This is a genomic window from Curtobacterium sp. VKM Ac-2887 (genome assembly GCF_015350935.1).
GTDB lineage: Bacteria > Actinomycetota > Actinomycetes > Actinomycetales > Microbacteriaceae > Curtobacterium.
In genome coordinates, this window is the sequence record NZ_JADKSB010000020.1 from 1 (window position 1) to 14728 (window position 14728).

General features: G+C 72.7%; 8 protein-coding genes and 1 tRNA gene. All 9 read left to right on the forward strand.

Annotation, left to right across the window (positions count from 1 at the left end; all coding sequences use genetic code 11):
- The first annotated feature begins 168 nt into the window (after positions 1-168).
- The 9 genes from gltX (at position 169) to ITJ69_RS17275 (ending at position 14687) form a co-directional block, all read left to right on the forward strand.
- Complete coding sequence (gene gltX / locus ITJ69_RS17235) at positions 169-1656, forward strand: glutamate--tRNA ligase (protein WP_194673447.1); 1488 nt, start codon at positions 169-171, stop codon at positions 1654-1656.
- 10 nt (positions 1657-1666) lie between these two features.
- On the forward strand, positions 1667-2665 hold the full coding sequence (locus tag ITJ69_RS17240; RefSeq protein WP_159572612.1) for an NAD(P)/FAD-dependent oxidoreductase: 999 nt from the start codon (positions 1667-1669) through the stop codon (positions 2663-2665).
- Between the two features lie 45 nt (positions 2666-2710).
- Positions 2711-2782: transfer RNA gene (locus ITJ69_RS17245), tRNA-Gln, on the forward strand.
- A 339-nt stretch (positions 2783-3121) separates the two neighbouring features.
- On the forward strand, positions 3122-5917 hold the full coding sequence (locus tag ITJ69_RS17250) for an alpha/beta fold hydrolase (RefSeq protein WP_194673448.1): 2796 nt from the start codon (positions 3122-3124) through the stop codon (positions 5915-5917).
- 342 nt (positions 5918-6259) lie between these two features.
- The gene (locus ITJ69_RS17255; RefSeq protein ID WP_123937655.1) at positions 6260-7201 is read left to right on the forward strand and encodes a glycosyltransferase family 2 protein; all 942 of its coding nucleotides are present in this window, start codon (positions 6260-6262) and stop codon (positions 7199-7201) included.
- The gene (locus ITJ69_RS17260) at positions 7198-8160 is read left to right on the forward strand and encodes a glycosyltransferase family 2 protein (protein WP_123294830.1); all 963 of its coding nucleotides are present in this window, start codon (positions 7198-7200) and stop codon (positions 8158-8160) included. The genes ITJ69_RS17255 and ITJ69_RS17260 overlap by 4 nt, the downstream gene beginning before the upstream one ends.
- A complete protein-coding gene (locus ITJ69_RS17265) occupies positions 8157-11708 on the forward strand; it encodes a glycosyltransferase (protein ID WP_194673449.1) in 3552 nt (1183 codons plus the stop codon). Before ITJ69_RS17260 ends, ITJ69_RS17265 begins: the two co-directional genes overlap by 4 nt.
- A complete protein-coding gene (locus tag ITJ69_RS17270; protein WP_194673450.1) occupies positions 11695-13683 on the forward strand; it encodes a PIG-L family deacetylase in 1989 nt (662 codons plus the stop codon). Before ITJ69_RS17265 ends, ITJ69_RS17270 begins: the two co-directional genes overlap by 14 nt.
- Positions 13668-14687 carry a glycoside hydrolase family 16 protein gene (locus tag ITJ69_RS17275; RefSeq protein WP_323743142.1) on the forward strand — a complete coding sequence of 340 codons (1020 nt, stop codon included), beginning with the start codon at positions 13668-13670 and terminating at the stop codon, positions 14685-14687. The genes ITJ69_RS17270 and ITJ69_RS17275 overlap by 16 nt, the downstream gene beginning before the upstream one ends.
- Positions 14688-14728: the final 41 nt, after the last annotated feature.

Sequence of the window (14728 nt, forward strand, 5' to 3'; positions counted from 1 at the left end):
AGCTAAGCCTCTCAGCGCCGATGGTACTGCAAGGGGGACCTTGTGGGAGAGTAGGACGCCGCCGGACTTAACGTAGGTAAGACCAGGGAACCCCTGACCAGCACTGGTCAGGGGTTTTCTGCGTTCACGGGTCGCTCGAGCAGGGCGTGACGGTAGCATTGGCGGGTCATGACTGCGCCATTCACCACTGCTTCCGGGTCCGAGATCCGCGTCCGTTTCTGCCCGAGCCCGACGGGGACCCCGCACGTGGGGCTCATCCGCACGGCGCTCTTCAACTGGGCGTACGCACGCCACACCGGCGGCAAGCTCGTGTTCCGCATCGAGGACACCGACGCCGCGCGGGACAGCGAAGAGTCCTACGCGCAGATCCTCGACGGCCTGCGCTGGCTCCGGCTGGACTGGGACGAGGGCGTCGACGCCGGCGGTGAGCACGGACCGTACCGGCAGTCGGAGCGGACCGCGATCTACGACGACGTCATCGCGAAGCTCAAGGCGTCCGGGCACATCTACGAGTCCTTCGTCACGCCCGAGGAGATGGAGGCCCGCAACAAGGCTGCCGGGCGCGATCCGAAGCAGGGCTACGACAACCACGAGCGGGACCTGTCCGACGACGAGCGTCAGGCGTTCCGCGACCAGGGCCGCGAGCCGGCGCTGCGACTCCGGGTCCCGGACCGTGACCTGAGCTTCGACGACCTCGTCCGTGGCGAGATCACCTTCAAGCAGGGGACGTTCCCGGACTTCGTGGTCGTCCGGCCGAACGGCAAGCCGCTGTACACGTTCACGAACCCGGTGGACGACGCCCTGATGGGCATCACGCACGTCCTGCGCGGCGAGGACCTGCTGTCGTCGACCCCGCGGCAGATCGCCCTGTTCGAGGCGCTGTACGAGATCGGGCTCGCACCGGCGATCCCGGTGTTCGGTCACCTGCCGTACGTCATGGGCGAGGGCAACAAGAAGCTCTCGAAGCGCGACCCCGAGGCGAACCTGTTCCACCACCGCGACGCCGGCATGATCCCCGAGGGGCTCGTCAACTACCTGGCCCTGCTGGGGTGGTCGATCGGCGCCGACCGCGACGTCTTCTCGATCGACGAGATGGTGGCGAGGTTCGACGTCACCGACGTCAACCCGAACCCGGCGCGCTTCGACCACAAGAAGGCCGAGGCGATCAACGGCGACCACATCCGGTTGCTCGAGCCGTCGGACTTCCGCTCCCGGCTCCTGCCGTACCTGACCGACCTCGTGGCCGACCCGCCGACCGCGGAGCAGACCGAGGTCCTGACGAAGGCGGCGCCGCTCGTCCAGGAGCGCATGCAGCTGCTCGGTGAGGCCCCGGCGATGCTCGGGTTCCTGTTCACCGCCGACGCCGACTTGGTGGTCGAGGACGACGCACTGGCATCGCTCAAGGGCGACACCGGCGCCGTGCTCACGGCCGGCATCGCGGCGCTCGAGCAGCTCGACGACTGGCGCACCGAGGCGATCGAGGGTGCCCTCCGCACGGCGCTCATCGACGACCTCGGGCTGAAGCCCCGGGTCGCCTTCGGTCCGCTGCGCGTGGGGGTGTCCGGACGCCGGATCAGCCCGCCGCTCTTCGAGTCGATGGAGATCCTCGGCAAGGAGTCCACCCTGACGCGGCTCCGCACCCTCGCGGCCCGCTGAACGGCGAACGATGAGCACCGCGGGAAGCGCTGCAGGACCCACCGACGCGCCGAGTACCCCGGTCGTCCACGACGTCGCGGTCATCGGCGCCGGGCCGGCCGGCTTGAGCGCTGCGCTCAACCTGGTGCGGGCGAAGCGCACGGTGCTCCTCGTCGACGCGAACCGGCCACGCAACGCCGCGACCCTGCGCTCGCACGGCTTCCTGACGCGTGACGGGATCTCCCCGCTCGAGCTCCGGAAGCTCGGTCGCGCCGAGGTCGAGGAGTACCCCGAGGCGACGATCGTGCAGGCCGTGGTCGACCTGGTGACCCCCGACGCCGACGGCTGGCGGCTGCACGGGACGTGGCGTGGTGCCGAGGTGGACGCGCGGGCGCGGTCCGTCGTCGTCGCCACGGGGCTGCGCGAGGAGTTCCCGGCACTGCCGATGCTCCGTGCGTTCTACGGCACCGCGGTGCACAGCTGCGTCGAGTGCGATGCGTACGAGAAGGCGGGGGAGCCCCTCGCCTTCATCTGCGAGACCGACGACGTCGTGGACCGGGCACTGCTCATCGCGGCGTGGGCCGACGACCTCATCGTGTACACGAACGGTGTCGCCCCGCTCGACGACGCGGGGCGAGCCCGACTGGCACGTGCCGGTGTCGTGGTCGACGAACGAGTGATCGAGGACCTCGAGGGCGACCGGACCGGCATGACCGGGGTCCGGTTGGTCGACGGCCACGTGGAACCGCGGACCGGCGGGTTCGTCCGGCCGACGTGGCACGCCGACCTCGACTGGCTGCGCGCCGACACGCCCGGTGCGCCGACGGCCCCGGAGCGCGATGCCCACGGACTCCTCGTCGTCGACCGGGTCGGTCGGACCACCGTTCCCGGGCTGTACGCCGTGGGGGACGTGACCCCTCCCGGGCCGGAGCAGCTCATCGTCGCCGCCGGGCACGGTGCCACGACGGCCGCGGCAGTGCACCGAGACCTCGTGGGTGGTCTCGTGGACCTCCGGGATGCTGTACAGTAGTTGATCGTGCCCCGGACAACGGGGACAGAAGGCCAGCAGGCCTTTTGGGGTATGGTGTAATTGGCAACACAGCGGTTTCTGGTACCGTCGTTCTTGGTTCGAGTCCAGGTACCCCAGCACTCGAAGAACAGCCCCCGGGATCCCCGGGGGCTGTTCTCGTCTCCGGACTCGTGCGCCGCCATCGCCTCCATCGGCGATCCACAGGCTCCGGACTGCGCATTCCGAGGTTGCGCGGAACCGCACGATGCTCCGCGCCCACCCGGGCCGCCCCCGGCTCTGGACCGTCCCCGTACGGGGGCCGAGCACGCTGGCGGAGGTGCACCGGGCCTCCCGGTCGGGTTGCGTGACCCCGCACCCCGCGCGACACGGCTCGTGGGCCGTACCGCGTCGGACGTACCGTCGCAGGACCGGCGCGGGACCCGCGGCGGCCCGCCGACGAGCATCCGAGGTGTCATCGTGACCTCCGCCGACCCGCTGACGACGACCGAGCACTGGACCCACCGCGCCGCGATCCCGCTGGCCGACGACCACTCCGTGCTGGACCGCTGGGACCGTGTGGTCGCGCTCCACGGCGACGCCGCTGCTCTTGCCGGGGACGGCCGTCCCTACACGTTCAGTGAGGCGGACCGGGCGGCGCGCGACCTCGCGTCGGTGCTCGGGGCCGAGCTCCGACCCGACGACCACAGTGGTGCCGGCGTCGGCGCCGTGGCCGGTGGGGCATCGAAGCCGGTCGGCGTCATGGCCGGCCAGACCACCGAGGCCGTCGTCGCGATCCTGGCGCTCGTCCGCGCGGGGCGCACCGTGGTGGTGCTCGACGAGCACCTGCCAGCCGTGCGACTCGGGCACGTCGCGCAGCTCGCGGGGGTCGACGAGATCGTGGCGGACGCCGCGCGCGCCGACCTGGCGGCGACCGTCGTCGCCGACCGGGACGGCCGGGTGCACGCACTCGACGAGCTGATCGAACGACGCGGCGAGACCGCGGGCAACGAGACCGCGGGCAGCGAGACAGCCGGCGGCGAGACCGAGCGCAGCGAAACGCAGACGGACACAGCGGCCGACGCGCCCGGCACCCGCCCGGGCGGCCACGACGCGTTCGCGATCGTGTTCACCTCCGGCTCGACGGGCATGCCGAAGGGTGTCGTCCTGACGCACCGGCAGCAGCTCGCGAACGCCGAGCAGGACGCCGTCGCCCTCGGCACCGGACCCGGTGACCGCCTCGGCGTGGTCCTGCCGCTGTCGTTCGCCGCCGGTCTGCTGTTCTCGTTCGACACCCTGCTGAACGGCGGCAGCGTCGTGCTCCTCGAACCCCGCGAGCTCGGGGTCGAACGCCTGCTCGCACGGTTCGCCGACGGGGGCGTGAACGTCCTCGTCTGCACCCCGCACCTGCTGCGCTCGATCGTCGGCTCGCAGACGGCACCCGGGGCGCAGGCGTCCGGGGCGGGCCCCGCGCTCGGCGGCCTCCGCTTCCTGATGACCACCGGCGAGGCGGTGACCGGTGCCGACATCGCCGCCGCCCGACCGCACCTCGACCCGACGACCCTGCTGCTGAACGCCTTCGGGTCGAGCGAGACCGGCTGCGTGGCCTACTGCCCCGTGGAGCCCGGTGCCCCGGTGCCCGAGGGCGTCGTGCCCGCTGGGTGGCCGCTGCCCGGCAAGCAGGTGCTCGTGCTGCGCGAGGACGGCAGCCCCGCCGACCCGGGGGAGACCGGCGAACTCGTCATCGTCTCCCAGGGCCTGACCGCCGGGTACTGGGGTGCCCCGGAGAAGACCGCCGAGCGCGCCGGACGCACCGACGACGGCACGCCGACGTGGCGGCAGGGCGACCTGGCCCGGATCGAGCCGGACGGCCGGCTCGTGCTGCTCGGACGCTCCGACGACGCCGTCAAGGTCCGCGGGTACCTCGTGGAACCGAGCGAGGTCGAGGCGGCGCTCCGCGCGATCCCCGAGGTGCACGACGCCGTCGTCACCGCGCAGGTCGACCCGCCCGCCGTCACCCGCCTCGTCGCGTACGTCGTCGGCCGTCCGGGCCAGCGCACACCGGCGCCCGCGGCCCTGCGCCTGGCCCTGCGGGACCGCCTGCCGGAGTACATGGTGCCGGCGTCGATCGTGCCGATGACCGAGCTGCCGCGGAACGAGCGCGGCAAGGTCGACCGGGCCGAGCTGCCGGGTGCGCCGAGCATCGAGACCGAGATGGTCGAGGGCGAGTACGACCAGTGGGAGCTCGTGGTCGGGCAGATCTGGGCCGAGGCGCTGGGCCTGCGCGGCGTCCACCTCGACGAGGACTTCTCGGCCCTCGGCGGGGACTCGTTGTCGGCGGAGGAGATGCTCGCGCTCGTGCAGAGCCGTCTCGGCATCGACCTGCGATCGTCGGACGTCCTGCAGCACCCCACGCTCCGGGCGTTCGCCCGACGGGTGCGGAGCGGCACGACGGCGCTGCCGGGCCACCCCGACGTCGTCAAGGTGTCCGGCGCGCGCGAGTCCGGCCGCCCGCCGGTGTTCTGCTTCGCCGGCGGTGGAGCGCTCGCCCTGACGTTCCTGCCGTTGTCCCGCTACCTGCCCGAGCACGACGTGTACGCGTTCCAGCAGCACGGCCTCGAGCGTCGGGGCATGCCGGACTGGAGCGTCCAGGCCAGCGCCCGCCGGTACGTCGCCCTGATGCGCACCGTGCAGCCGCGCGGACCGTACCTGCTGGTCGGCCACTCGCTCGGCGGGCTGATCGCGCTCGAGATCGCCCGGCTGCTCACCGAGAGCGGCGAGCAGGTCGAGCACGTCGCGCTGCTGGACACCTACCTGCCGCGGACCGGGGCCGAGGGGGTCCGGAAGCACTTCGGACGGCTCGAGCCCCGCGAACACCGCAACCCCGCCGTCCGTGTCGTCGGCCAGCGCCTCGCCGGGGCCGTCCGGCGGGTCATGCCGTCCGGCATGTCGTGGGCCGAGCACGTCGCGAAGCGCGCGCGGGCCTACAGCGCTGGTGTGCTGCGGCACGGCGGGCAGAAGGACTTCGACGCCTTCTTCGACCAGGCCGAGCTCGTCACCCGGCGGCACCATCCGACGCCGTTCCACGGACGGGCGACGTACGTGCTCGCCGATGCGAACCCGGACGCGACCGGCTGGTCCGCGCTGCTGCGCGGGCGGACCGAGACCGTGCGGATCGCGGCCGAGCACAGCTCGCTGCTGCGGGAACCGCACGTGGCCGACCTCGCGACGGCGCTGCGTGCGGCGTTCGCGACGGAGGGCGCGGCCCGGAACTGAGCCGGGTGACGGACGGGAGGCGCGGGGCCAGCTGGCACCGCGCCTCCCGTCCGCCTGTCGGTGCGTCCACGGCACGTGGCCGGCACGCGGTGTTGCGGGTTTCCGTATCCGCGGCCGAGTGTCCGCAATGGACCGCACCGCGCATTGACCGCCTGCCAGCCCGCGACGATGGTTGGACACGCGGGGGAGAGTACCCACTCACCTGCGAAGCCGGCGGCGTCGTACCCGCGTCCCGCTGCTCGACCGACGACGGTCACCGTCGTCGATGCGTCATCCGAGGACGCGCCGCTCGTCACACGAGCCACAACCCGACAGCAACCCTGACCCGACAGGACCGCGCCCATGCCCGCACGTACCGTTCGCCCTGCAGACCCGAGGGTCTCCGTCGTCATCCCGGCGCGGAACGAGGCCCGAAACCTCGAGATCATCCTGCCGAAGCTCCCGCCGGTGTACGAGGTGATCCTGGTCGACGGCAACTCCGTCGACGACACCATCGCCACCGCGCAGCGCGTGATGCCCGACATCCGCGTCGTGCACCAGACCCGCAAGGGCAAGGGCAACGCCCTCGCCTGCGGGTTCGAGGCCGTCACCGGCGACGTCGTCGTCATGTTCGACGCCGACTGCTCCGCCGACCCGGACGAGATCCCGCGCTTCGTGCAGGCGCTCGTCGAGGGCGCCGACGTCGCGAAGGGCACCCGCTACTCGCTCGGCGGCGGCAGTGACGACATCACGATCGTCCGCAACCTGGGCAACCGTGGCCTGAACATGCTCTGCAACATCATCCTCGGCACCCGCTACAGCGACCTCTGCTACGGCTACAACGCCTTCTGGGCCGACGTCCTGCCGGAGATCGGCCTGCTGTCCTCCGAGCTGCCGAAGCCGTCCGACGGCTCGATGCTCTGGGGCGACGGGTTCGAGATCGAGACCGTGCTCACCTGCCGCTGGTCGGCCGCCGAGCTCGCGATCACCGAGGTCCCCAGCCACGAGAAGCTCCGCGTGCACGGCTCGAGCAACCTGAACGCCGTGACCGACGGCATCCGGGTGCTGAAGTCGATCATGCACGAGCGTCGTCGCGCAGCGATCGGCCGCTCCGAGGTCCGTCGTGCCGCGATGAGCGTCGTGCCGCCGGCCGAGCAGCTGGCCGCCGTACCGCACGCCGCCGCACCGCACGCTTCCGCTCCGCACGCTCCGGTCCACGCGGCCGGGCACGCCCCGCTCGGCGCGCACGCCCCGCACGGCGCCCCCGTCGCGGCCGTCGCCAGCCTCGAGGAGGAAGTCGCGTGACGACCGTCGCGGTCGTCATCTGCGCCTACACCCAGCAGCGCTGGGGCGACCTGCAGGACAGCGTCGAGTCCGCCAAGCGCCAGCCCGAGGCCCCCGAGGTCGTCGTCGTGATCGACCACGAACCCGAGCTCCTCGCCCGCGCCGCGGCGCGCTGGCCCGAGCTCCGCGTCGTCCCGAACACCGAGGACCGCGGCCTGTCCGGTGCCCGCAACACGGGCGTCGCCCTCACCGACGCCGACGTCGTCGCGTTCCTGGACGACGACGCGACGGCCGACCCGGACTGGCTCGGCCACATGCTCACCGCCCTCGAGGACCCGGACGTCGTCGGCGTCGGCGGCCGGGCCACACCGTCCTGGCCCACCGCCACCGGTGCCGGCCCGTACGCCGACGAACTCCTCTGGATCGTCGGCTGCTCCTACCGTGGCCTGCCCGAGACCCCCGGCGACGTGCGCAACGTCATCGGCTCGAGCATGGCGTTCCGCCGTGACGCGATCATGCTCGCCGGCGGGTTCCGCTCCGGCATCGGCCGCGTCGGCAACCAGCCGCTCGGCTGCGAGGAGACCGAACTCTGCATCCGCATCGCCCAGGCCCGTCCGGGTGCGCGCATCCGCCACGAACCGCGCTCGAACGTCTCGCACCGGGTCTCCCCGGACCGCGTGACGATGCGCTACCTGCGCCGTCGCAGCTACTACGAGGGCATCTCGAAGGCCGTCCTGAGCCGTCGCGTCGGCACGGGTGACTCGCTCGCCAGCGAGTCGACGTACCTGACGAAGGTCATCCCCGGAGCGGTGTTGCGCGAACTGCGCCACATCGGTCGTGGCGGTGCCCTGCGTGCCTTCGCGATCGTGCTCTCCGTCGCGTCGACCGTCACGGGCTACGCCGTCGGTCGTGTCCTCGGCGGCGTCGTCGTCCGCACCCCGGCGGCCGCCCCCGTCCCCCAGCCGGTGGGGACGCGGTGACCCGCGCGACCCTGGCGATGGTCATCTCGCCGATCGTGACCGGGCCGCTGTCCCCGACGTGGGACGGCGCCCTGTGGGTCGGCGAGGTCGACCGCGCCGACGTGCACGCGTCCAGCCACCGTGACGTGGTCGCACTCGAGGGTGCCGCGGGCTACCGGCGCGCTCGACTGCTCGTCCGCGACCACGGCGAGCCGCTCGGCTTCGTCGAGGCGGACATCACCGAGCGTCGCCGCATCGGCGGGACCATCGACGTCCGCACCCTCCAGCGCGCGATCCGGCCGATGCCGGTGCCCGAGCGTCGGCCGGCAGCAGGTCTGGTGCTGCCGTCCGTCACCGTGGTGCTCTGCACGGACGGGGCCGCTGGCACCACCATGCGGTCGGTGCTCGCCAACGAGTACCCCGACTTCGACGTCGTCGTCGTCTCGCACGGCGCCGACGACAGCGGCACCGCGACGGTCGAGATCGGCGGGCGAAGCGTCACCACGATCGCCGCGCCGACCGGTGGCCTCGCCGCCGCCCGCAACGCCGGACTCCTCGCCGCGAGGGGCGAGGTCGTCGCGTTCGTTGCCGAAGGCGCCGTCGTGGACGGTGACTGGGTCGCCGCGTTGGCCACCGCCTTCGCCGCGGACCCCGACGTCGCCTGCGTCACCGGGCTCGTCCCCAGCGCCGAACTGCGCACCCCCGCGCAGCGCTGGCACGACGACCGCACCGCAGCTGGCCGCACCGTCCGCCGTCGGGTGTTCCGCCTCGACGACACCGACGACGCGCCCCCGCACCACCCCTTCGCCGCCGCTGCCTACGGCACCGGTGACAACCTCGCCGTGCACCGCGCGACCGCGCTCCGGATCGGCGGCTTCGACACCGCCTTCGGACCGGGCACCCGCGTCGGTGCCGGCGACGACCTCGACCTCTTCACACGACTGCTGTTCGCCGGATCCGCGATCGCCGTCGAACCGGCCGCCATCGCGTGGCAGCGATCGGCGGACGACGTCGCGTCGCTCCGCGCCGCTGCAGCCGCGCACGGCCACGGACTCGGAGCCTGGATGACCAAGAACGCCATCGACCGCGAGTCGCTCACCGCATCGGTGGACGCAGCGCCCGAGGCGCTCAGCGCCTTCGCACGACTCGGCCTCGAGCAGGGCGACCGTGCGACGGACATCGCCGGCGACCAGCCCGGTGACGCGGACCGCGTGCCCGACGCGGTCGACGCCGAGTTCGCCGCCACCCAGCGGCGGCTGCGCGGGGTCGAGCAGCGCTCGGTCCTGACGGCGCCGTTCCTGGCGCTCGTCGAACGACTGCGTGGTGGTGGCACGATCGACCGGAACGCCCGCGGTCGCCACGAGCTCCGGCACGGTCTGGCCTCGGCCGGTCCCGCCCGCCCGCTCGCGGTGGACGCGATGAGCCCGATCGCACGACTCACCGCAGCGGCGATCGTCGTCCTGACGCTCCTCGTCGCCGGGGTCGCCGCGATCGCCGGACTCCCGGTACTGCGGGGGAGTGCGATCGGCGTGTACCTGTTCGCGCTGCTCGGCGTCGCACCCCTGCTGCTCGTCCGCCCGATGCCGCTGGCACGCTTCAGCGTCTTCGCGGTCACGGCGTCGCTCGTCGGCACGATCGGCATCGGCTACACGATGGCGACGTTCCAGCTCTGGAACCCCACGGCGCCGTTCGTCGGGGTCGTCGTGCTCACCGCCGTCGCCCTCGCGATCGCCGTGCCACGTGACGTCGCCGAACTGCAGCGCGCCCGCCTCGAGCCGGCCGCCGAGGGCGCCACGGCCCGTCGCTGGACCACCACCCACACCGTCACCGCCGGCTCGGTCGTCGGCCTGCTCGTCATCGTCGTCGCCGCGCTCACGCACATCGGCGACCCGGTGCCGGACGGGCTGTTCGGGTCGCTCGGCCCGGCCCTGGTCATCGGACTGGCGCTCGTCGTCGCCGCTGCCGTCGTCGCCCTGGTGCGCGGTCGCGGACTCGCGATCCCGGTCGTCGTGCTCGGCGGGTCGATCCAGCTCGCACAGGCCATCACCTACGGCATGCCCACCGTGATGGCGGCCGCTCGCCACATCGGCGTGCTCGAGTACATCCGCCGCTGGGGTTCGACGAACCCGGCCGCCGACATCTTCCAGACGTGGTCCGGCCTGTTCGCCGGCGGCGCCTGGGTCGCGGACGTCGGCGGGATCGACAACGCGATGACCATCGCCGCGTGGGTCCCCGTCCTGCTGGCCTTCAGCACGACGATCGCCGTCGGGGTCCTGGCCGCCAACTGGCTGCCGGGCAACCGTCGCCCCTGGATCGCCGCGTTCCTGACCGCGATGACCGGCTCGCTCAACACGACGTACTTCTCGCCGCAGTCGGTGGGCATCCTGATGTCCCTGGTGATCCTCGTGCTGGCCGTCGGCCCGCTGCGACGCACCGCGGTGACCGCCGCCGACGGCGTCCGCTCGACGATCCTGCGGGCCCGCCGCGTCGGCCTGTCCCGGATCATCGCCATCACGCTGATCGGCATCGTGCTGGTCGTCACCCACCAGATCTCGCCGTACCTGACGGTCGCCGCACTCGTGACGCTCATCGTGTTCCGACTGCTCCGCCCCTGGTGGCTGCCCGTCGTGGTGCTCGTCCCCGCCGTCGGCTTCGCCCTGCTGAACGACGACATCCTCGGCAAGTTCCTGTCCCTGGGAGCCGTCGGCAAGGTGCTCGACAACGTGCAGCCGCCGTCGCACGACATGACGGTCCTGCCGAAGCCGCTCGTCACACGGCTCGCGTTCGACATCCCCGCGGCGGCCCTCGTGGTCCTCGGCCTCGTCGCCGTGATCACCGTGCTGATGCGCCGCGACCGCGTGCACTGGGGACTGCTGGCCACGGCAGCGAGCCCGATCTCGCTGCTCGTCGCGACGAACTACGGCCAGGAGGGCATCTTCCGCGTCGTGCTGTTCGCGACACCGTGGATCGCGATCCTGGCGGCGGGGCTCCCGATGCCCAGCGGCCGGCTGGCTCCCGTCGGTCGACTCGTCACCCGTGCGGTGCAGCCCACGGCGGTCAAGGTCGTCGTCGCTGCGGCCGCGGTCGCCGCGATGGTCGGCATCGGCGCGTTCGGTCAGACCGCCCTCGACTGGAACCGCGTCCCGACGCGCAGCCAGTCGGCGGCGACGCAGTTCTACGACGCGACCGCGCCGATGGGCTCCATGATGCTGCTGACCGGTTCGGCGAACGCCGTCCCGAGCAACACCGGCGCACGCTACTTCGACGTCGGGGCGTTGTCCCGCGAGGTCCTCGGGGCGTACCCGGAGCCGGAGGGCTACGACGCCGAGGCCGACGTGTCCACGATGACCCGCCAGCTCGTCCTGGACTGGCCGGCGACGAAGTACTACGCACTGGTCGCCGAGCCCTTCGGCGCCTACGACGAGCGGTACGGGTACCAGACCGACGCCGACTACCAGGAGCTCGCGGCCGCGATGGCCGACTCGCCCTACTGGAAGCGCGTCTTCGGCTCCGGCACCACCGCCGTCTACGAACTGACCCCGGCTGGGCTGGCGCATGCGACGAACTGAGGAACGCACGGCCCGGGCCTCCCGGCGGACGTGGCGCACGCGCGCCGCGTCCGCCGCGGCGGTCCTGGGGGTCCTGGCGGTCGTCGTCGCCGTCATCGCCGGACCCGGCGGTGCGATGTCCGCCGACGCACGAGGTCGGAAGACACCGCCGCCGAGCACGCCGACCAGTACGCCGACGCCCACACCGACGCCGACGCCCAGCAGCACACCGACGGGTGGCACGGCCGCCGCGAACGCCGACTGCAGCGCCGGCCGGGTCCTCACGATGGTGGCGCACGCCGACGACGACCTGCTGTTCTCCGGAACCGAGCTCCGCGCCGACATCGACGCCGGCAAGTGCGTCCGCTCGGTCATCGTCACCGCCGGTGACGCCGGCAAGCCCGCCTGGTACTGGCAGTCCCGCGAGAACGGGTTGATGGCGTCGTACGCGTCGATCGCCGGCGTCTCGTCGAACTGGACCGCCGGGCAGCTCTCGGTCGCCGGCCACACGCTGCGCACGGCGACCCTGGCGACGGCCCCGCGGCTCAGCCTGGTGTTCCTCGAGCTGCCGGACGGCAACATCGACGGCTCCGGCTTCGCGGCCACGGGCGGCGAGAGCCTGGAGAAGCTCTACGAGGGTCAGATCTCCACGATCCACACCGTCGCCGGGGCAGCCCAACCGACCTCCTTCTCGCTGACCGACCTGCGCGCGACGTTCTCCGGGCTCGTCACCGGGTACGCGCCGACCGAGATCCACACGCTCGACCACGGCGGCACGTACGGCGACGGCGACCACAGCGACCACCACACCGTCGCGTACCTCGCCGACCAGGCGCAGTCCGCCTACACGGCGACGCACACGTTCACGGGCTACCTCGGGTACCCGATCGCGGACCGCCCGTCGAACCTGAGCTCCGCGCAGACGGCCGCGAAGGCCGCCGCCTTCTTCGCCTACGCCGCGTACGACGGTGAGACCTGTGGTTCCACCTCCGCCTGCGCGTCGCGCCCGGAGGGCTCCTGGCTGAGCCGGCAGTACGCCGTCGGCTCGTCGGCCCAGCCCCCGACGGACCCGCCGACCTCGCAGGGCACCGACGTCACCGCCGGCGCGACCGTCACCGCGAGCGCCGAGAACCCGGCCGACGGTCAGACCGCCGTGAAGGCCGTCGACGGCGTCGTGAGCGGCTACCCGGACGCCCCGACGGCCGAGTGGGCGGCGCCCGGTGGCCGAGCGGGCACGTGGATCCAGCTGAACTGGTCCGCGGGAACCACCCTGCAGGAGATCGACCTGGCCGACCGGCCGAACAGCGACGACCAGGTGACCGGCGGCACGCTGACGTTCTCCGACGGCACCAGCGTCGCCGTCCCGTCGCTCGACAACGGGGGAGCCGTGCAGCGTGTCGCGTTCAGCGCCCGCCAGGTCACCTGGGTGCGGTTCACGGTCGGTTCCGTGAGCAGCACGACCCGGAACGTCGGCCTCGCCGAGATCCGGGCGTTCCGGCCGGCGGACACCACGCCGACGCCCACCCCGACGCCGACGCCGACGCCGACCCCGACGCCGACGCCGACGCCGACGCTGTCGGACGTCACCGGGTCGGCCACCCCGACCGCCGCGTGGGACGACCAGTCCACCGGGCAGACCGTCGCGAAGGCCGTCGACGGCCTCGTGTCGGGCTACCCCGACAACCCGACGGCCGAGTGGGTCGCCCCGTGGGGCCGGACCGGGGTGTGGATCCAGCTGGACTGGGCCGCCTCGCAGCACCTCGGTCGGATCGTCCTGAACGACCGCCCGAACAGCTCGGACCAGGTCACCAGCGGCACCCTGACGTTCTCGGACGGCAGCCAGGTCGCGGTGGGCACCCTGCCGAACGGCGGCGACGCCCTGACGGTCGACTTCACCCCGCGTGACGTCACCTGGGTGCGGTTCACGGTGACGGGCGTCTCGAACAGCACGGGCAACGTGGGACTCTCCGAGATCCGCGCGTGGACGACCGGGTGACCGACGAGCAGGGTGACGGCCAGGAGGCCCGCCCCACCTGGTCGGAACACGTCGCCGACGACGCGGCATCCGCCCACGGCGCCCCACCGGCACACGGTCGCGGCCTGTCCCGGCACCGACCGCCGCGGCGCCCCGGCACCCGCCGGACCGCGCTCGCGGCCGGCGCCCTGCTCGTGGCTGCCGGCATCGTCGCCGGCACCACGACCGCGACCACGACGGCGAACGGTGACGACGTGACCCTCGACGACCCGAGCGGCGTCTCGATGCCGAGCTCCGAGCGCGAGGGGTGGACCCGGGTGTTCGGCGAGGACTTCGCCGACGCCGCCACGAACCGGACCTTCGAGTCCCGGTACTCGGACCGGTTCGTCGCGTACCACGGGTTCGCCGACACCGCGGGGACGGGGCGCTACCAGGCGTCCACCCTGTCGACGCACGACGGCGTGCTCGACGTGCGCCTGCGGACCACGCGCGCCGGGGTGCCGCTGGCGGGCGGTGTCGTGCCGCTCGTCGACGGCGAGTGGGGCGGGCAGACCGCCGGCCGGTACAGCATCCGGATGCGCAGCGACGAGGTCGACGGCTACGGCGTCGCCGTGCTGCTGTGGAGCGACGAGAACCTGTGGTCGGACGGTGAGATCGACTTCCCCGAGGGAGCGCTCGGTGCGCCCGCCTGGCTGAACGTGCACTGCCTGGCCGACCCCGCCGAGAAGTGCATCCACCAGCAGACCGAGGCGTCGCTGAAGGACTGGCACACCTACACGATCGAGTGGACCGCCGACCGGATGTCGTTCTTGGTCGACGACGAGGTCGTCGGCACGACCACGGAGAACATCCCGACCGCTCGGATGCACCTCGTGGTGCAGGCCGGGTCGAACGACGGGAACCCACCGGCGGACGCCGTCGGGTCGCTCCTCATCGACTGGATGACGATCGACGTGCCGGCGGACGGTGCCGCGCCGAGCGCGTCGCTGCCGGACGACACCGCGACGACGGACCCGAACGACTGAGCGGTGCCGACGTCGTCGTCGGCACCGCTCGGTCGTCGTCG